The organism is Flavobacterium sp. BFFFF1, assembly GCF_002256285.1.
Taxonomy (GTDB): domain Bacteria; phylum Bacteroidota; class Bacteroidia; order Flavobacteriales; family Flavobacteriaceae; genus Flavobacterium.
The window spans coordinates 30,209-50,107 of record NZ_NKJE01000007.1 but is presented as its reverse complement, the minus strand read 5'-3'; the positions used below and the strand labels follow the sequence as shown (position 1 = coordinate 50,107).

At 42.5% G+C, this 19,899-nt stretch carries 18 protein-coding genes and 1 tRNA gene; 15 read left to right on the top strand and 4 right to left on the bottom strand.

The genetic code is table 11. The features are described from left to right. Positions 1-52 precede the first annotated feature (52 nt). From CFE23_RS06100 to CFE23_RS06075, 6 genes are all read left to right on the top strand, one after another. On the top strand, positions 53-415 hold the full coding sequence (locus CFE23_RS06100) for an S-adenosylmethionine decarboxylase (RefSeq protein ID WP_291085581.1): 363 nt from the start codon (positions 53-55) through the stop codon (positions 413-415). Beyond that, positions 416-1,633 carry a DUF4178 domain-containing protein gene (locus CFE23_RS06095; RefSeq protein WP_291085578.1) on the top strand — a complete coding sequence of 406 codons (1,218 nt, stop codon included), beginning with the start codon at positions 416-418 and terminating at the stop codon, positions 1,631-1,633. Positions 1,634-1,835: 202 nt separating this feature from the next. Beyond that, positions 1,836-2,048, top strand: coding sequence for a DUF350 domain-containing protein (locus tag CFE23_RS06090; RefSeq protein ID WP_291085575.1), 213 nt, complete (start codon positions 1,836-1,838; stop codon positions 2,046-2,048). Beyond that, positions 2,041-3,558, top strand: coding sequence for a polyamine aminopropyltransferase (locus CFE23_RS06085; RefSeq protein WP_291085573.1), 1,518 nt, complete (start codon positions 2,041-2,043; stop codon positions 3,556-3,558). Before CFE23_RS06090 ends, CFE23_RS06085 begins: the two co-directional genes overlap by 8 nt. Further along, the gene (locus CFE23_RS06080; protein WP_291085570.1) at positions 3,536-5,155 is read left to right on the top strand and encodes an NAD(P)/FAD-dependent oxidoreductase; all 1,620 of its coding nucleotides are present in this window, start codon (positions 3,536-3,538) and stop codon (positions 5,153-5,155) included. The genes CFE23_RS06085 and CFE23_RS06080 overlap by 23 nt, the downstream gene beginning before the upstream one ends. Continuing rightward, positions 5,133-6,152 carry a hypothetical protein gene (locus tag CFE23_RS06075; RefSeq protein WP_291085568.1) on the top strand — a complete coding sequence of 340 codons (1,020 nt, stop codon included), beginning with the start codon at positions 5,133-5,135 and terminating at the stop codon, positions 6,150-6,152. Before CFE23_RS06080 ends, CFE23_RS06075 begins: the two co-directional genes overlap by 23 nt. A 282-nt stretch (positions 6,153-6,434) precedes the next feature. Here the strand turns inward: CFE23_RS06075 and CFE23_RS06070 are convergent, their stop codons facing one another. The 4 genes from CFE23_RS06070 to CFE23_RS06055 form a co-directional block, all read right to left on the bottom strand. Continuing rightward, positions 6,435-7,613: an acyl-CoA dehydrogenase family protein gene (locus CFE23_RS06070; protein WP_291085565.1), complete on the bottom strand. Its 1,179-nt coding sequence runs from the start codon at positions 7,611-7,613 to the stop codon at positions 6,435-6,437. Between the two features lie 205 nt (positions 7,614-7,818). Then, a complete protein-coding gene (locus tag CFE23_RS06065; RefSeq protein WP_291085562.1) occupies positions 7,819-8,484 on the bottom strand; it encodes a methyltransferase in 666 nt (221 codons plus the stop codon). A gap of 274 nt (positions 8,485-8,758) precedes the next feature. Beyond that, complete coding sequence (gene rimM / locus CFE23_RS06060; protein WP_291085559.1) at positions 8,759-9,283, bottom strand: ribosome maturation factor RimM; 525 nt, start codon at positions 9,281-9,283, stop codon at positions 8,759-8,761. Between the two features lie 14 nt (positions 9,284-9,297). After that, on the bottom strand, positions 9,298-9,918 hold the full coding sequence (locus CFE23_RS06055; protein WP_291085556.1) for a 30S ribosomal protein S16: 621 nt from the start codon (positions 9,916-9,918) through the stop codon (positions 9,298-9,300). A gap of 233 nt (positions 9,919-10,151) precedes the next feature. On the opposite strand from CFE23_RS06055, the gene CFE23_RS06050 reads away from it, so the two are divergent. The 9 genes from CFE23_RS06050 (at position 10,152) to CFE23_RS06010 (ending at position 19,877) form a co-directional block, all read left to right on the top strand. Beyond that, positions 10,152-10,709: a DUF6252 family protein gene (locus CFE23_RS06050; RefSeq protein ID WP_291085553.1), complete on the top strand. Its 558-nt coding sequence runs from the start codon at positions 10,152-10,154 to the stop codon at positions 10,707-10,709. Between the two features lie 74 nt (positions 10,710-10,783). Next, a complete protein-coding gene (locus CFE23_RS06045) occupies positions 10,784-11,998 on the top strand; it encodes an ATP-binding protein (protein ID WP_291085550.1) in 1,215 nt (404 codons plus the stop codon). A gap of 107 nt (positions 11,999-12,105) precedes the next feature. Next, positions 12,106-12,468, top strand: coding sequence for an RNA-binding protein (locus CFE23_RS06040; RefSeq protein ID WP_291085548.1), 363 nt, complete (start codon positions 12,106-12,108; stop codon positions 12,466-12,468). A 171-nt stretch (positions 12,469-12,639) separates the two neighbouring features. After that, positions 12,640-17,142, top strand: coding sequence for a DNA polymerase III subunit alpha (dnaE, locus tag CFE23_RS06035; protein WP_291085546.1), 4,503 nt, complete (start codon positions 12,640-12,642; stop codon positions 17,140-17,142). Positions 17,143-17,264: 122 nt separating this feature from the next. Next, entirely contained in the window at positions 17,265-17,582 is a 318-nt protein-coding gene (gene trxA / locus CFE23_RS06030; protein WP_291085543.1) for a thioredoxin, read from the top strand. Between the two features lie 138 nt (positions 17,583-17,720). Further along, positions 17,721-18,647 carry a DUF58 domain-containing protein gene (locus CFE23_RS06025; protein ID WP_291085540.1) on the top strand — a complete coding sequence of 309 codons (927 nt, stop codon included), beginning with the start codon at positions 17,721-17,723 and terminating at the stop codon, positions 18,645-18,647. Between the two features lie 86 nt (positions 18,648-18,733). After that, positions 18,734-18,807 (top strand) — tRNA-Asp (locus tag CFE23_RS06020). A gap of 219 nt (positions 18,808-19,026) precedes the next feature. Further along, a complete protein-coding gene (locus CFE23_RS06015; protein ID WP_291085537.1) occupies positions 19,027-19,389 on the top strand; it encodes a hypothetical protein in 363 nt (120 codons plus the stop codon). An 11-nt stretch (positions 19,390-19,400) separates the two neighbouring features. Then, positions 19,401-19,877, top strand: coding sequence for a hypothetical protein (locus CFE23_RS06010; protein WP_291085534.1), 477 nt, complete (start codon positions 19,401-19,403; stop codon positions 19,875-19,877). The last annotated feature ends 22 nt before the right edge of the window (positions 19,878-19,899 follow it).

Genomic DNA, 19,899 nt, shown 5'->3' with positions numbered 1-19,899 from the left:
TTTTTGTAACAAATGAAAATAGCGTTCGTATAATCAAAGTCAAAATACTTTAATGGATACATCCGACTATTCCCCAGGTCTTCATCAACTGCTTACACTTCGTGTTTCTGTTTCTGATAAACTTACTGAAAGTAAGGATTTTATTCTGTTTACGAAAGAACTGCTTGCAAAATTCGAATTGGAACAGGTGGGTCTGGCGGTACACGATTTTGAAAATAGAAGTTTCACACTGGCTTTCTGCCTAAAGGAATCCCACATTTGTATTCATACCTGGCCTGAATTTAAGCAGCTGACGCTCGATGTATATCTATGCAATTACTTACAGGACAACTCTGAAAAAGTGAAGGCCATTTCAGAAGCTTTCATTGGATATTTCGAAGCTGAAGTCATTAACAATTTCCAAATAAACAGATAGATGCTTAACAACTGTACAAAATGCGGTGTTTCCACGGAGCTTAATTTATCATTTACTGCGGACAGTTTTGCCTGTCCCGGCTGCGGCAGCCATTATACGCTTGACAAAGGAGAATGGGTCTTTAGGAACATGTTTAAAACAAAACCGCCTGAAACCGCGTTAAAAGTTGGTGCTAAAGGCGTTCTGAAAGGCATCTCATATACTGTTTCGGGGGTAATTGTAAAACGAGCCTACCGGAATTTTTTCTGGAACGAATATATACTTCAGGACGGCAAAGGTAACTTCCGGTTTTTATCTGAAGCTGATGGTCATTGGATTTTTCTAGAGGAAATTCCTGAAGTTTTTGAAATTAGCAACCACCCTAAAACCATTGAGTATAAAGAACAGGTATACGATTTGTATGATTACACGACCACCCATATAGCAGGTGCTGCCGGTTTTTTTGATTTCAGGCTAAGTGATGATGGAATTCAAATGGATGAGTTCATTAATCCACCATATATTATTTCCGTTGAGAGTATGAATGGGAAAACCAGCACGTATTTTGGAGAACACATTAATCCACGTGAAGTTAAGAAGGCATTTGATCTTCCATACATCAGAAGCAGGGTAGGTATTGGACTCGTGCAGCCGCAACCCGTTGACACCAGGCTGATGGCCATGATTTTCTGTGTCTCGATAATATTAATGTTCCTAACCCATGTTTTTATTTATAGTGGGCAATCAGAACAAAGCGTTCTCAATACGGCACTGGTTCCGGACAGCAAAGACTTTACCAGCCCTTCATTTGAACTTAAAGGCGGATCTGCCCCTTTGAGCGTTTTTGTAAATGCAGATGTAGACAATTCATGGGCAAACATACAGGTCGCCCTTGTGGATGAGAAAACCAGTGATGAGGTTTATGCCAGTAAAGATGTAGAATATTATCACGGTTACACCGATGGAGAAAACTGGTCGGAAGGCAGTACAGGGGACCGGTTTAATATCTGCGGCGTTTCAGCAGGTAAATACCATCTTGTGATTACCCCTCAAATTGCTGCTGACAATTTTTCAACGAAATCCGTCAGTGTCAGGGCCGTGTGGAATGAACCTTCTACACGAAATGTATGGTTGCCGGCCATATTCATGGGCGTGATTGTATTGGCATTTTTTTATTACAACAAGAATTTTGAAACCAGGAGATGGGCAGACAGTGCTAACTCACCTTACAAAGAATAATATGGAAAAAGGTATTAAGCTTTTAAAGAACAATATTCCGGCCCTAATCATTGGGGTATTTTTCTATGGATTATTTCTCTACTTTTCATACTCCGGCAACAGGATGTGTGACTGTGAAAGTACCGAAAAGTACAGGCCAAATAATCACGGCGGACGAACCTCAGCATATCATTATTACCACAAATAACCAAAGTCAAATTTTATGGAAAACCTAATTAAACCACTCTTGAACTCTGTTGTATTTTCAGTTTTAGGCATCGTTATCTTATTCATTACGTATGCCATCGTCGAAAAAATCACTCCGGAAAATACCTGGAAGGAAATAGTACAAAAGAACAATACTGCGATAGCGATCGTTTTCGCCGCCTTTATTATCGGTATTTCAATCATTATCAGCGCTGCCATTCATGGCTAGTAAATTCCTGAAATTCGAATACCTTTTGCTTTTTGCAGTCTTTACCATCGCGACCTGCGGACTGGTATACGAACTCGTGGCCGGAACGCTGGCGAGTTATTTATTGGGAGATTCCGTAAGGCATTTTTCCTTTATCATAGGGGTGTACCTTTTTTCAATGGGTATCGGCTCCTATTTTTCAAAATTCTTCCGTAGGAATATGCTCAATACCTTTGTTGAGATTGAAATACTTGTCGGTGTAGTTGGCGGACTAAGTTCTGTAATTCTTTTTATCTTATTTGAAAGTGTCAGTTATTTCCAGCCGATTTTGTATTCGCTCGTGTTCCTGACCGGTTGTCTTGTGGGTCTGGAAATTCCGCTGTTGATGAATATCCTGAAAGACCGCGTTCGGTTTCGCGATCTGGTGTCGAACGTTTTTACATTTGATTATATTGGCGCTTTGCTTGCATCATTGCTGTTTCCGTTGGTATTGGTGCCAAAACTGGGTATAATGAGGACTTCACTTTTGTTCGGGATGATTAATATCGGTATTGCAATAGTGCTTTGTTTTATGCTGAAAAATGAATTGCAAAGGACTGGCATCTTAAAGATAAAGGCAATCGGATCATTCCTTTTATTGCTGGTGGTTTTTATTTTTGCAGACAATATCCTCGCGTATTCGGAAGGTAAATTATATGGAGAGAATATTATCTACACGCATTCAACACCTTATCAAAGAATCGTACTGACACATAATAAAAACGATTACCGCCTCTACCTGAATAACAATCTGCAGTTCAGTTCCGCAGATGAATACCGCTACCATGAGGCGTTGGTGCATCCCGCTATGTCAATGGCGAAAAAAGCGGAACATATTCTTGTTTTAGGAGGCGGTGATGGTCTTGCCGTTAGGGAAATTCTTAAGTATAAAGATGTAAAAGATATTACGCTCGTCGACCTCGATGAAGGCATGACCAATCTTTTTAAGACGAATGTCATCCTGACTGGTTTCAACCATAATTCCCTGAATCAAACCAAAGTAACCGTGCTGAATAAAGACGCCTACGTCTGGGCAAAAAGCAGCAATATGGTTTTTGACGTCGCAATCATCGATTTTCCTGATCCGTCAAATTACAGTCTTGGTAAATTGTACTCACTGAATTTCTATGCAACAATCAAACATCTGCTTTCACCTGATGCTGTTGTTGTCGTTCAGACCACCTCGCCTTATTTTGCTCCGAAATCATTCTGGTGCATCAATAAAACCATGAAGGAAATTTTCCCGAAGGTTGATTCTTACCATGCTTATGTGCCTTCTTTCGGGGAATGGGGTTACACCATTGCCGCCAACAATACCGCAACACATTTTGATGATGTACACCGAAAAGTTTCCGGTCTCCGGTTTTATAACTATAATTTCAACAGGTTCAATTATTTTCCTAAGGACATGATTTCAAAGAATATAGAGATCAACAGACTTGATAACCAGATTTTAGTACGTTATTTTGATGAAGAATGGGGGAAATTATAGCCGTCGCAGGTTCCTGAAAAATGTTGGATTGACAGCTGCCATGCTGCCATTGCTTCAATACTGTAAAAATGAAGCGCTAAAGCTGGTGCTGCGTATTTCCGGAACAAATCATATTTTAGGACACCGTCTTTGGATAAAGGATTTTCCAAAACCCATCCAAAAAATCGAGATTCCTTACCTTATTATTGGAGGCGGAATTACCGGGCTGAGTGCGGCAAGGCAATTTAGAAAAAACGGAATTAGTGATTTCCTGTTGCTCGAACTGGAAAACCATTTGGGCGGAAACGCTTCTAATGGACAGAATCAATATTCAAAATTTCCATTAGGGGCACATTATCTTCCGTTGCCCAATTTCAGCGATAAGAAGCTATTGCAGTTTCTTGAAGAAGAAAAAATAATTACCGGTTATGATACTTCCGGCTTTGCAATATTTGATGAAACTCAACTCACGTTCTTCCCTCAGGAGCGTCTTTTTTATAATAATTCCTGGCAGGAAGGCCTTGTGCCAAAAACCTTAAATGAAGCAGGCCGCGATAATTTTGATACTTTTTTTGAAAAAATGGAAAAGTACCAGTCAGCTAAAGGAGCCGATGGTAAATTCCTGTTTGATATCCCAGTCAAAATGTCTTCTGCGGATAAGATGGTTCGGGATTTCGACAAGATTACAATGAAAGAATGGCTGCAACAACAGGGATTGGTTTCAGAAACTTTGTGCAATTATGTTGATTATTGCTGCCGTGATGATTTCGGATTGGGAATTGATTATGTGTCGGCCTGGGCAGGAATCCATTATTTTGCAGCCAGGAAGCATGATTCCACTGCCGATAAAAAAGAAAATGTATTGACTTGGCCTGAGGGCAACGCACGTCTGGCCCAACATTTAAAAAAGTACAGTGAGGGTAAAAACCTTCCGAATCATCTTGCCTATGAGGTAAAGATGGTTGATGATAAGGTTGAAGTGAAAGCTTTTGACAGCGTGAAAAAGCAATCAGTGTCAATTGTTGCAGATAAAGTCCTGATGGCTTCACCACAATTTGTAAACCAATATTTATTTGAAAGCCGAAAGCAAACAGCATCAAAATTTCACTATGCCCCGTGGTTGCTGGCAACGCTTACTGTTAGAGACCTGATTGACAATGAAAGCTATCCGCTGAGTTGGGACAATGTCATTTATGGGTCAAAAGGGCTGGGTTATGTTCATGACCAACACCAGTCATTGGCACAAACGGAAACCCGGAAAGTGATTACATATTATTATAGTTTTTCCGGGCCTGATTTGAGAAAAATGCGGAAAGAAATCTATTCCGGAAAAGAAGAAAAATGGAAGAAGCTGGTATTTGATGATCTTAAAATGGCCCACCCGGATATAGAAACGCAAACTGAAAGTATTGATATTCATCTGCTCGGACACGGCATGATCAGTCCTGTTCCCGGATTTATTTTCGGTGATGCCAAAGCACAAGCCGCTAAGCCGATAGGAAACAGGATTTTTTTTGCGCATAGTGACTTATCGGGGATTTCTATATTTGAAGAGGCGTTCCATCAGGGAATTGATGCCGTAAACCAAATGACCCATGCAGCAACCCTGGATTCATAAAGCCAAAACGGATGGTATTTTTATCCTCGCCCCTTCATTTCTGGTGCTGGGAATCGTCTTTGTTTTTCAATCACATCTCGAAGCGCTGCAGGAACGATACCCTTTTTACACCTGGTTGTTCCTGATTGTTTTTATTGATGTGGCCCATGTTTATGCTACACTTTTTAAAACCTATTTTAAAACGCAGGAGTTTCAAAAAAGGAAAACACTGTTGACGCTGCTTCCGGTCGGTTGTTTTGTAATTGGAATGACACTTTTTGCATTCGGTAGTGCTGTATTCTGGAGGGTTTTAGCCTACATCGCGGTGTTTCATTTCATTCGCCAGCAGTATGGTTTCATGCGACTGTATTCCCGAAAAGAACTGAAGACGCCCAGAAGTATTTTTATTGATAACCTAATCATTTATTCCGCGACAGGATATCCGATGTTGTTTTGGTTCTTATCGCCGGCGCGGAAATTCAACTGGTTTACCACAGATGATTTTTTCAGTTATGAGAATGCGGCCACGCTAAATGTGCTGCAATGGATTTATTTTGCAATCATGGGATTTTATGTCTTGCGTACGTTACATAAATATGTCACTGAAAAATATTTCAATATCCCAAAGAATGCGATCATTATAGGAACGGCATTGTCCTGGTATTTCGGAATAGTATATTTTAATGACGACCTGATTTTTACCCTGCTGAATGTCGTATCCCATGGTATTCCATATATGGCCCTTATTTATTTGAAGGAGATCCATACAAAACCTGAGCCTGAATTGGGGAGATTGCATTTTCTTAAAGCTTTCCGCGGCATTTTTATCTACATCGGAATCCTGTTAATTATTGCTTTTTCAGAAGAATACCTTTGGGAGATCCTGGTGTGGAACGAGCAGTTTTCTGTGCTTTCGCCAGGTATGGGAAAATATGCCTTCCTATTGGTGCCATTGCTTACTGTGCCTCAGTTTACACACTACATTCTGGACGGGCTGATATGGAAAACCAAAAAATAAAAGATGTTGTGCTGGAATGATGGTTGAGGCAAAATTTTAAGAAAAAGTGTAATTTTCCCATAACCACCTGTTTTCGGAAATTTGTATTTTTACCATAGGGAAGGGGATAATGGAAGTATTCCCTACAAAATTCTGAAATGGTTTTAATACGGGAATCCCGTAAATTTTGTTAATATTTTGGTTCGTTTGCTGACCTGAATAAAGTAACATACTATTGTAAGACAACGCCTAATAAAAAAAGCTTCCGTTTCGGGAAGCTTTTTATCGTAATAATTCTTTCGCTTATTTGAATGCTGCGATTCCCGTAATGTCCATACCGGTAATCAGCAGGTGAATGTCATGTGTTCCTTCGTAAGTAATAACCGATTCGAGGTTCATCATGTGCCGCATGATAGAGTATTCGCCGGTGATTCCCATGCCGCCAAGGATTTGCCTGGCCTCACGCGCGATTTCGATTGCCATGTTCACATTGTTTCTTTTCGCCATCGAGATTTGAGCAGTAGTCGCTTTTCCTTCGTTTCTTAAAACGCCAAGCCTCCAGGTCAGCAATTGCGCTTTCGTGATTTCAGTAATCATTTCAGCCAATTTCTTTTGTTGCAATTGTGTGCCGGCAATAGGTTTGTCGAACTGCACGCGTTCTTTAGCATACCGTAAAGCGGTGTCATAGCAATCCATTGCAGCACCAATCGCGCCCCAGGCAATGCCATAACGTGCAGAATCAAGACAGCCCAGCGGTGCACCCAATCCCGATTTATTAGGAAGTAAGTTCTCTTTTGGAACTTTTACATTGTCAAAAATCAATTCTCCGGTAGCGGAGGCACGCAGCGACCATTTGTTGTGGGTTTCAGGAGTAGAAAAACCTTCCATGCCACGTTCCACGATCAATCCGTGAATCCTTCCGCTTTCATCCTTTGCCCAAACTACGGCAATATCTGCAAAAGGAGCATTCGAGATCCACATTTTAGCACCATTCAAAAGATAATGGTCACCCATGTCTTTAAAATTTGTGATCATGCCGCCAGGATTTGATCCGAAGTCAGGTTCAGTCAAACCAAAACAACCCATGAATTCTCCGGATGCCAGTTTTGGCAGGTATTTCATACGCTGCTCTTCGTTTCCGTATTTCCAGATGGGATACATCACTAATGAAGATTGTACCGAAGCGGTCGAACGCACGCCCGAATCGCCCCTTTCAATTTCCTGCATGATTAATCCGTAAGAAATCTGGTCAAGACCTGCGCCGCCATATTCTTCCGGAATATAAGGGCCAAACGCACCAATATCTGCAAGTCCTTTAATGATTTGTGTCGGAAATTCCGCTTTTTGCGCGTAATCTTCGATTATCGGTGACACTTCGCGTTTCACCCATTCGCGGGCCGCATCGCGCACCAATTTATGCTCGTCAGATAATAATTCGTCAAGATTGTAGTAATCAGGGGCCTGGAAAAGGTCTGGTCTCATGTTTTTTGTTTTTCAGCGTTCATTAAAATCCATGCAAAAATAGGCAAACAATTGCATTTAAAAAAACAAACGAAACCGATTTCGTGAAGTGTTTTATTTTTTTTGGCAACCCCTGCGGGCCGGGCTGTTCGCTGCAGGTCCTCGCCCTTCGGGACTGCGGGCTTTACGCTGCCCTCGAAGTTTCGGGGCCTGTTGCGGTTTGGGATTACATATTAAGGTAGAAATCCTGAGTCAGCGCCATGTATTCCGGGGTGTATTGATGGCGGGCCGTTTCAACGGTCAATTCGTCAACGGGGAAGTCAGGGACTTGCATGCGGGAAAAAGCCAATAGGCTCCTATTAATTTCGGAAGTGGGTGTGCCCCTGACACGGGTGATTTTTTTGGGGAATAGATTTTCAGTCGCGGCGAGCGCAATAAAATCAGGTTCTTCCTTATAAGGTATAATCACGCAGAAAATTCCGTCTTCGGAGAGTAGTAAACCAGCGGCTTCGATTAAATCGGAGAAAGGCAGTGACATGTTTTGCCTGGCCTGATCCCGTGCAGCATTTCCTGAAGATACATTTTCGCTGTAAAATGGCGGATTCGACACAATAAGGTCATATTCCTCTTCTTCAAGCTCCGCCATAAAACCGTCAAGCGAAGCATGGAAGCAAAACAGGCGGTCATTCCAGGGGGAGTTTTCAAAGTTGTCGACGCATTGTTCAAATGCATCCGCATCGATTTCGATGGCTTCGATGTGTTCGGCATCGGTGCGTTGGGCGAGCATTAATGCGATCAGGCCAGTTCCCGCACCAATATCAAGAATGGAAAACGGCATATTGTCGATAGGTGCCCAGGCGCCAAGCAATACGCCGTCAGTGCCTACTTTCATGGCAGTCTTGTCCTGTTGTATCGAAAATTTCTTGAATTGGAACAATTTAATTGATAGTTGACGATGGATAATTGATAATGAAACGGCGTGCGTAAATTGACCTTCAATTTCCTAGCCCCGATAGAGCTGGTATCCTTGCTGGAGCGATAGCGGAAGCAAGATAAAGGCGAAAGCGGGAATAGCTCCTGAAAAATTAACAATTAACAATTAACAATTAACAATGAAACAATTGATAATAAGGCAATTGGTTTTGACGCGTAAAATTATTAATTAACTAAAGGTACATCTCGATCAATCCCTCCGGTAAATCCATCACGATTTTTTTATTTGCGCGGTCAACTTTCACAAGGAACTGGTCAATCATTGGGATTAGGATTTCGACATCACCATTAATCACTTCAAACAGCGGTTGTGCCGTGCTATCATTGATCGCGACAATTTTCCCGAAAACGCCCACGCGCTTGTCTTCGATTTCAAAACCGATGACTTCGTGGAAGTAAAATTTGTTGCCGCTAAGTTTCGGCAGCATGCGCAGCGGAAGGTAAATGCCACAATTGAGTAAGTCATCTGCTTCGGCTTCCGTTTTTACGTCTTCAAAACGGATGCGGAGGAAGTCATTTTTGTGTAACGAACTACTCTCAATAAAAAAAGGAACCAGATGTTTGTCGATTTCAACAAACACTGATTCCAGATTTTCGTACAAGCCGGGTTCGTCGGTGTCCAGATAGGCCAGGACTTCACCCTTAAAGCTAAATTTTTTTGCAATCTTACCTAAATAGAAACAATCTTCTTTACGCATGAGCGCTTTAAAAATTAAGCCTGAGCTTCTTCGTTGTTTTCTTCTGCAGCAGGTGCCTCTTCAGTTGCTTCTGCAACAGGAGCCTCTTCAGTAGCTACTTCAGCCGGAGCTTCAGTTGCTTCTACGGTTTCAGCAGCTTCTTCAACTTCTTCAACCGGTGTAGCGGCAGCAATTGCATCGGCTTCAGCCTGTGCGGCAGCAGCAATACGTTTTGCATTTACATCCTGTTCAGCCTTAAGTGCTTTTGCTTTAGCGTCAGCCTGTGCTTTAGAAAGGGTGTCTTTTTTCGAATCTACTTTACCAGCTTTTTCGTCTAACCACTTGGCCAGTTTTTCGTCAGCCTGCTCTTGCGAAAGTGCTCCTTTGCGAACACCTCCATCAAGGTGGTGTTTCAATAATGCACCTTTGTAAGAAAGGATGGCTCTCGCCGTGTCGGTTGGCTGCGCCCCATTGTGCAGCCACTGTACAGCGCTGTCAAGGTTCAGTTCAATCGTTGCGGGATTTGTGTTTGGATTGTACGTACCGATTTTTTCAAGGTATTTACCATCTCTTTTTGAGCGCGCATCAGCGGCTACAACCCAGTAAAAAGGTTTTCCTTTTTTTCCGTGTCTTTGTAATCTAATTTTTACAGACATAATCTTAAGATTAAATTGTGGGGTACTCGACCCCGGTTAATTAAGGGCGCAAATATACAAATTAATTTAACTGAAGCTACAATTATGTTGATTTTTAATCAGTAACGTTGCTGTAAATTAGTTAATATTTGGCGATATGGCGAAATATTATAATTTTCTTTAGCATATTTCGTTTTAAAAACTATTTTTGTAACCTGAATTATTTGAATACCCAATCTAAAATTATTATTTTAATGAAAAAAATAGTATCTCTGTTATTGATTTTAGTTGCTTTTTCCTCTTGCGAAACCGACGTAAAGTTCAGTGACCCAGGACTTCAGGGGAGAAAAGACAATTTTATCTGGAGAGCAGATCTTACGCAAGCGAGCTTTGAGGCCACCGATCCGGCAGTCGATCCTAATGTTGGTAATTTGACAATACTTGGATTCAGGGGGCTTGAAATTGTGAGCCTGCAAATACCATTCGATTTTGGTTCAGTGATCGGTTCAAGTAATCCTGAAACATACCGTTTTGGATATGATAATGCGCATCCTGAAAATGATGATGACATGGTAGTTGGTTATAGTTATCAGGATAACGGACTCGCGTTGGAGTATTATACAGGGACAGGATTTAATGTTGATGCCCAGGAGCGTGGAAATGCCCAGGTTACAATAACGGAGTATGATCCAATTGCTAAAGAGGTTTCGGGTAATTTCAAATTTAATGTGAAATATCAAGGTGATAGTGATATTGTTCCTGAGAATGTAAATTTCCAGGAAGGTGCTTTTTACCGTGTTAAAATATACTAGACAGCTTTATAAACAGCTTTAAAAAAACCATCCATTCGGATGGTTTTTTTTTCTAAACCATAAAATTTTCAGCGATGATCCTCCCTCCAATCCCAGAAAATGAAGCAGAAAGATTAAAAGCCTTAAAAGAGTACTCTATTTTAGATACTTTGCCAGAGGAAGAATACGATGACATCACAAAACTCGCTTCCCAGATTTGCCAGACGAATATTTCAACGATCAGCCTGATTGATGAAAAGCGACAATGGTTCAAGTCGAAGATAGGAGTGGATGATTACGAATCTTCGCGCGATGCTGCATTCTGCGCGCACGCCATTATTAACCCGAACGAAATTTTTACAGTCAAGGATTCAAGGCTTGATGAGCGTTTTCATGACAATCCGTTGGTGGTCGGAGAGCCTCATGTCGTTTTTTATACGGGAATCCCACTGGTCAGTCCCGATGGCCTTGCGCTCGGAACTTTATGTGTTATTGACGATAAACCAAAAGAGCTCAGTCACGAGCAATTGAAAGCGCTGAAGTCGTTGTCTAACCAGGTGGTGAGTCTTTTCGAACTTCGGAAAAGCAAAATATTGCTTGAAAAATATGCAAAAGACCTGGTCAATAAGAACAAAGAACTGGAGAAGTTTGCTCATGTTGCGGCGCATGATATCAAATCGCCATTAAATAATATTTCCGGGCTGAGCCAGATTCTGATCTCAGATTACAGTGGTAAACTGGACAAAGACGCGTTAATGTATCTGTCCATGTTGGATGAATCTTCTAGTATACTGCGAAATCTTGTAGACGGAATTTTAGAGCACAGCAAAGGTGATGCCATCCTCGTCGAGAAACGAAGCGTCTTTAATTTAAGTGAACTGGTAAATGAGACCATTGCGTTGCTCGACAACCAATCGGAATACCGCTTTATATTTTCGTTTCAGGACCAGAAATTGTACACCAATCGCGTCGCACTGCAGCAAATATTGATTAATCTCGTTGCGAATGGAATTAAGTACAATAATAAGGATGAAGTGGCAATCGAAATCGGGTTTGATGAAGCTGACGAGTTTTATGAGTTTTTCGTGAAAGACAACGGCAATGGTATCAAAGCCGAAGACCAAAGAAGGGTTTTCGATATTTTCGAAGTGCTGACGAATGAGGATCGGTTTGGTAAAAAAGGCAGTGGTATTGGGCTTTCGACCGTCAGAAAACTCGTTGAAGGACTTGGCGGGACAATTAGTTTAGAATCGGAAATCGGGAAGGGAACCCGCTTCCTGTTCACCATCACGAAATATAATTTCTTATAATATACGTAAAACATTTCGTATTACACTGTTATAAATAACCAAATAAATAGTGCCATTGAGAAAATTAGGTTTACATTTGTTTAAATTTTTAAAATAATAGCACTAGTATGAATATTTTTGTAGGAAATCTTCCGTTCAGTATTGAGGAAGCAGATTTAAGAGAGTCTTTCGAGGCTTATGGTACAGTAGATTCAGTTAAAATTATCAGCGATAAATTTACCGGAAGAAGCAAAGGGTTTGGATTTGTTGAAATGACAAATGACGATGAAGCCCAAAAAGCAATTGACGAACTTAACGGCGCTTCAGTTCAGGGTCGTAATATCGTAGTCAATAAATCAGAGCCAAAACCGGAAGGTGAAAGAAAAAGCTTTGGTGGAAATCGTAGCGGCGGCGGTGGAAATCGCGGTGGTGGTTACGGAGACAACCGCGGCGGTGGTGGATACAACCGTGGCGGAGGCAGAGACTACTAGTCGCTGACGCAAAAAGAAAGTTTTACAATTTTCAACATATTAACCATCCGGCTTCATTGTCGGATGGTTTTTTTTTGTTGAAAACTTCCATTTTCTGTTTGCTTAAAATACGCTATTTTTGAAAATCATGCTTTGCTATTTTCTTCATTTGCAAAGAATTCATATTCAGCTATGTACTTAATTTTCGATACCGAAACGACCGGATTGCCAAAACGTTGGGATGCTCCCATAACCGATACATCCAACTGGCCCAGGTGTGTTCAGATTGCATGGCAGCTGCATGACGACATGGGCCGGCTCATCGAGCACCAGGATTACCTGATTAGCCCGGAAGGGTTTAATATTCCCTATGATGCGGAACGGATTCATGGTATTTCGACTGAACTGGCGCAATCACAAGGTGTGCCGCTGCTTGAGGTGCTCCAAAAATTCAATGCGGTTTTAGAAAAGGCTAAGTTTATTGTGGGCCAGAATATCGGCTTCGATGTCAATATCATGGGTTGTGAGTTTCACCGTTTCGGGTTGGACTCTAAAATGGCCGCCATGCCTGTCCTCGATACTTGTACCGAAGTTACCGCTTCTCTTTTAAAACTTCCTGGAGGTCGGGGTGGAAAATTCAAACTGCCTACGCTAACAGAGCTCCATGAATACCTATTCAACGTGCCTTTTTCCGAAGCGCATAACGCCACCGCCGATGTTGAAGCCACAACGCGTTGTTTCCTTGAGCTGATCCGGCGCGAAATTTTTACGAAGGAGGAGCTCGATGTGCAGCAGGATTATTTCCGCGAATACCAGCAAATCAATACAGCAGAGATACAGCTTATCGGTCTAAAGCACATCAATCTTAAGGCCGCCTCTGACGAAATCCGCGAGCAATTTAGAAAAGCAAACCAATCGGAAGCTCCTGTTACGCCAACGGGAGCAAATACAGCGATTGATGTCGACTTCGTGCATTTGCATAACCATACGCAGTTTTCCGTGTTGCAGTCTACCATCAGTGTGGCATCGCTTGTTAAAGCAGCAATCCAGCATAAAATGCCCGCGGTAGCCATTACAGATCATGCCAATCTGATGGGTGCGTTCCACTTTGTCCGGGATATCTTAAACCACAACAAATCCGCTGAATCCAAGAATGCAGCTGCTTTGGAGAACGGGGAGCAGCCTTCTGAAGTTGTGATGAAACCCATCGTAGGTTGTGAGTTTTTTGTTTGTGAAGACAGGAAAGACAAAACCCGAAAAGATAATGGGCACCAGGTGGTATTTTTAGCTAAAAACAAGAAAGGATACCACAACCTGGCCAAATTGTCCTCCATTGCGTATACTGAGGGATTTTACTATGTGCCGCGTATCGATAAAAATGCCATCGAAGCGTACAAGGAAGACCTGATCGTGCTTTCGGGCAACCTGTATGGCGAAATCCCCAATAAAATCCTGAATTTGGGAGAACACCAGGCGGAAGAGGCGCTTTTATGGTGGAAACAACAATTTGGCGCGGATTTCTATATCGAACTCATGCGCCACAACCAGGAGGATGAAAACCGTGTGAACCAGACCCTCGTCGAGTTAGCCCAGAAGCACGAGGTCAAAATCGTCGCGACGAATAATATTTTCTATATTGATAAAAAGGATGCGAATGCACATGATATTTTGCTGTGTGTACGGGATGGCGAGAAACAGGCAACGCCAATAGGCCGAGGCCGTGGTTTCCGTTATGGTATGCCGAATCAGGAATATTATTTCAAATCCGGCGACGAAATGAAAGCGCTTTTTCATGACTATCCCGAAGCAATCCGCACCGTTGCTGAAATCACCGATAAAATTGAAATATACAGCCTGGCGCGTGAAGTGCTTCTGCCGAAATTTGTCATTCCCGATGAATTTCTGGTGTCTGAGGACCACACCGATGGCGGTAAACGTGGGGAAAACAAATACCTGCATTACCTCACTTATGAAGGTGCAAAGCGGCGTTATGCCGAAATAACACCCGAGATTAAGGAGCGGATAGATTTCGAGTTGTTGACGATCCAAAACTCCGGCTATCCAGGTTATTTCCTGATTGTCCAGGATTTCATTGCCGAAGCCAGGAAAATGGATGTGTCAGTAGGGCCCGGAAGGGGATCAGCCGCTGGCTCGGTGGTAGCATATTGCCTCGGGATTACAAATATCGATCCATTGGAATACAACCTGCTTTTTGAGCGTTTCCTGAATCCGGATCGTGTGTCGCTTCCCGATATTGATATCGACTTTGATGATGAAGGACGCGGAAAAGTAATGGACTATGTCATTCGGAAATACGGCTCAAAACAAGTGGCGCAAATCATCACCTATGGTACGATGGCAGCGAAATCAGCGATTCGGGATACTGCCCGCGTGTTAGACCTTCCTTTGTTTGAAGCCGACAAAATCGCGAAGCTGATTCCTTTCAATCTGAACCTTGCGAAAATTTTCTCGATGGAGGAGTCCAAACTCAAGGCGTCCTTGCGTCCTGAGGATTTCGAAAAAGTACAGGAACTGATTGGTTTGGCCAAAGAAAATGACCTCGGCGGAGAGACCTTGCAACAGGCGCAGATACTGGAGGGGAATTTGCGGAACACCGGAATACATGCCTGTGGCGTAATCATTACCCCCGACGATATTACCAACTTTGTCCCCGTGGCCACCGCAAAGGATTCTGAGTTGTATGTGACGCAATTTGACAACTCCGTTGTAGAAAGTGCAGGACTGCTTAAGATGGATTTTCTTGGGCTTAAAACACTTACGCTGATCAAAGATACCGTGAAACTCGTCAAATACCGTACGGGTAAAACAATCGATCCCGACGCGTTTCCAATTGATGATGTGAAAACATATGAACTGTTCCAACGGGGCGAAACGGTTGGGATCTTCCAATATGAAAGTGCCGGAATGCAGAAGTACATGAAGGAACTGAAACCAACGGTTTTTGGCGATTTGATTGCGATGAACGCCTTGTATCGCCCTGGGCCAATTGCCTATATTCCAAGTTTTATCAAACGGAAAAATGGGGAGGAACCGATTGTCTACGATCTTGATGCGTGTGAAGAACTGCTTAAGGATACGTACGGAATCACCGTTTACCAGGAGCAGGTAATGCTTTTGTCACAGAAGTTGGCCGACTTTTCGAAGGGCGATGCCGATGTCCTGCGTAAAGCAATGGGAAAAAAGCAGCGCGATGTACTCGATAAGATGAAGCCGAAGTTTATCAACCAGGCGATGGCAAAAGGACACGCGGAAGACAAGCTCGAAAAAATCTGGAAGGATTGGGAAGCGTTTGCAGAATATGCGTTCAATAAATCGCACTCCACTTGTTACGCGTGGATTGCTTACCAGACCGCTTACCTTAAAGCCAATTACCCGGCCGAATACATGGCAGCGGTACTTTCCAATAACATGAGCGATATTAAGCAGGTATCATTTTTCATGGAAGAATGTAAAAGGATGGGACTCGAAGTGTTGGGCCCTGATGTGAATGAGTCATTTTATAAATTTACCGTAAACGAAAATTACGCGGTCCGCTTTGGTATTGGGGCGGTAAAAGGCGTTGGGATGGGTGCAGTTCAGACGATTGTGGAAAACCGGAAAGACGGCAGGTATAAATCCATTTTTGATCTCGCAAAGCGGGTTGACCTGCGGGCGGCAAATAAGAAAGCCTTTGAAAACCTGGCGCTTGCCGGTGGTTTCGATTCGTTTACAGGGACGCACCGCGCGCAGTATTTTCATGACGAAGGCGATGGAATTACCTTTTTGGAAAAAGCAGTCCGGTATGGTTCAAAATTTCAGGAAAATGAAAATTCCTCCCAGGTGAGTTTATTTGGAGAGGCCAGTGACGTGCAGATTCCGGAACCGGTTGTGCCGCCCTGCGAAGACTGGAATACGATGGAAAAACTCGCAAAAGAGAAGGAGGTTGTCGGGATTTATATTTCAGGACATCCATTAGATGATTATCGTTTTGAAATGCAGTATTTCTGTAGTAATAAACTCGAGTCGCTTAAGAACCTGGAGCAGCACGTAAACAAGACGCTGAGCCTTGGGGGTATCATTACCAATGTGCAACACCGTACCGCAAAAAATGGCAAGGGCTGGGCTTCATTTATGCTGGAAGGATATGATGAGAGTTACGAGTTCAGGATATTTGGAGAAGAATACCTGAAATTCCGCCATTTCCTGATTCAGAATAATTTCACCTTTATTAAGGTTTTGGTCCGGGAAGGCTGGGCCGATAAGGAAACTGGTAAAAAAGGCGAGCCAAGACTGCAGTTTATGCTGGTGCAGTACCTTCAGGATGTACTCGCCGCTTTTGCAAAGAAACTAATCATCAATCTCAATATTAATGAACTTCAGCCTGATGTGGTGCATCACCTGAGCCATGTTTTTCAACAGAATAAAGGCGATAATTCGGTTACCTTTGAAGTAGAGGAAACCGAACAGATCAAGAAAATCATCGCGGCTCCCGAAGTGAATTTAGAGGATGCTGTTATCGCGGATGATGCTGACGGTGCTGAAGTGGACGCTATGGAGCTCAGTGTAGCGACGGAGATCGAGGAGACGAAAATCATTACGAAACTTTCTATGCCGAGCCGCAAGCTCAAAGTAAGGATCTCGAATGAACTGCTTCGGGAGCTTGAAAAGATGCAGCTTAATTTTAAGTTGAATTAGCGCAAAACTTCTCCGTATCAATTACAAATATAATTTCATAACCAAAACTGATTTACATATAAAAAAAGTACCATCTTAATTGATTACTTTTGGCGTATTAAATATCCTTAAAAATTAATATTATGGCATTAGCAATAACAGATGCTACTTTTGATGAGGTAGTGTTAAAATCAGATAAACCGGTGATGGTCGATTTTTGGGCTGAGTGGTGTGGACCTTGTCGCATGGTCGGGCCGGTAATCGATGAAATCGCAACAGAATATGATGGCAAAGCGGTAGTCGGAAAGGTGGACGTAGACGCCAACCAGGAATTTGCTTCTAAGTACGGCGTCAGAAATATACCAACGGTCCTGGTTTTTCATAAAGGGGAAGTGGTAGGACGCCAGGTAGGTGTTGCGCCAAAACAGACCTATGCAGATTCTTTGAACGCATTGTTGTAATAAAAACGGTATCGCATAAATCAAGGCCTGGAGAAATCCGGGCCTTTTCATTTTTTGGCAACATTTTAATTTTTAATCTTTCAATCTTTTAATACATTTGACACAAGCCGTCGAAAAAGACGGACTCAAGAAGTAAAGATGAAGATTGAATCGCAATTAGAAAAAATATCGAGTTTCCAACATTTGGAACTGCTGGCAAACCAAGTCGTAGAAGGATTTATTTCCGGGATGCACAAAAGTCCGTTTCATGGATTTTCTGCCGAGTTTGCAGAGCATAAAGTCTACAATTCCGGCGAAAGTACAAAGCACATTGACTGGAAGCTTTTTGCCAAGACCGACAGGCTGTATACGAAACGTTATGAGGAAGAGACAAACCTGCGCTGCCACCTGATTGTTGACAACTCTTCTTCGATGCATTACCCGAAACTGAATGACGGTCAGCCTTTCTATGAGAGTAAAATTGGTTTTGCGGTCCTGGCGTCCGCAGTGTTGATGAATCTGCTTAAAAAGCAACGTGATGCGGTAGGCTTAAGTGTTTATTCTGACAACTACGAATACTATGCGCCCGAAAAGGGCAGCGAACGCCACCACAGGATGTTACTCGACAAACTGGAAGGACTGCTGCAGGCCGCAAAGGAACCCCGGAATACCGATATTACCACGTACCTGCACCAGATTGCTGAGAAAATGCACCGTAGGTCAATGATCGTTATATTTACGGATATGTTTCAATCCGGGAACGAGGAAGCCATGTTTAACGCATTACAGCACCTGAAACACGACAAGCACAAAGTGGTGCTTTTTCATGTGGTGGATAATAAGACGGAACTGAGTTTTAATTACGACAACACGCCCAGGAAATTCATTGATTTGGAAACCGGTGAAGATGTCAATATCTTCGCGGACAATGTGCGTGAGCAGTATGAAAAGCAGGTGGAAAGCTATTTTTCAAAATTAGCAGCCACCTGTATACAGAACAAGATTAAGTATGTTCCGGTGAGTGTCGGCGATAGTTTTGAAAAAATATTGACCACATACTTGGTTGAAAAACAAAGTTTTGGATAATTTGAAATAAAAAGCCTGTATTTTTTTTAGAAAAACACTTGCAGGAATTAAAATCTATAGTATATTTGCACTCGCAATTAAGCGCAGGTTTGGTAGTTCAGTTGGTTAGAATACATGCCTGTCACGCATGGGGTCGCGGGTTCGAGTCCCGTCCAGACCGCTAAATTGGGGAAAGCCTTTCATCACGAAAGGCTTTTTTGCCCAAAAAGCATTTAAGATTAGTTGTGTTGTTTAGGCACGAAAGTGCCAAAGGTTTAGTAGTTAGACCAATGAAAAGCTTTCCATTTATTTGGAGGGCTTTTTTGATTTAAGCTACCATCAATCCTGCTCAAAATTCCAAAATATTTTTTATTACATTTGGATTCAAAACGTTACTGTTATGAAGAAGCTGTTTGCATTAATGCTGTTTTTATTTGTCGCTTTGGCAACGCATGCCCAGGATCCAAAAGACCCCGATTTTGAGGTGAAGGATCGGCTTTTTAAAAAATACAAGAACGAAGTCCGCGCCTATGACCGGAAACATTTTGACGACCTGTTCATGGAATTTTTTGAAAAGCAGGCAGAGGAGTCCCCTACACTGACAAAAGAAGAGTATTATACCTATACCGTCAAAATCGCCATCTATTCAGAGAAATACGGGCTGCTTTATAAAAAGGAAAAAGCACAGGCGCAAAAAACGAAAGACGAATGGCTTTCAAAGCAGTATAGCGACTATCTTGCAGGCCGCCCCGCAAAACCCTAATATCAATCAAGTTGAAAAAGTTTGTGTTGTTCACCTGTTGCCTTTTGCTGTATTCGTGCCAATATTTTTCGCGCGAAGTACCGTCAAAAGACGCCTTGGTAAAACAGCAACTGGATGCCATCAATTGGAAGGAGGTAGACGAGTTTCCCTCCACATCGGCTTGCGACAGCCTCACAGACAAATCGGTCCACAACCAATGTTTCCTGGATTTTATGACTGCTGAGATTCAGCGGAGGCTTAGTGTGGACACGCTCACCGTGAAATATGCCCAATTGGACACTATTGCGGTCAAAGTAACTGTTTTCCGCGATGCCAGGCTGAAATTTGAACCCCAGTTTCCGGAAAATACGGCTTATGACAAAGCGATGATGGACAGCATTATCCAGTCGAAACTCACCGACTTCCCGATAGTCAGCCCCGCATTAAAACGTGGGATTCCGGTCAATGTCGAATTCACACTTCCCGTCATCCTGAATGTAATGCACTGATTTTCTTTGTGTACCCTCCTCG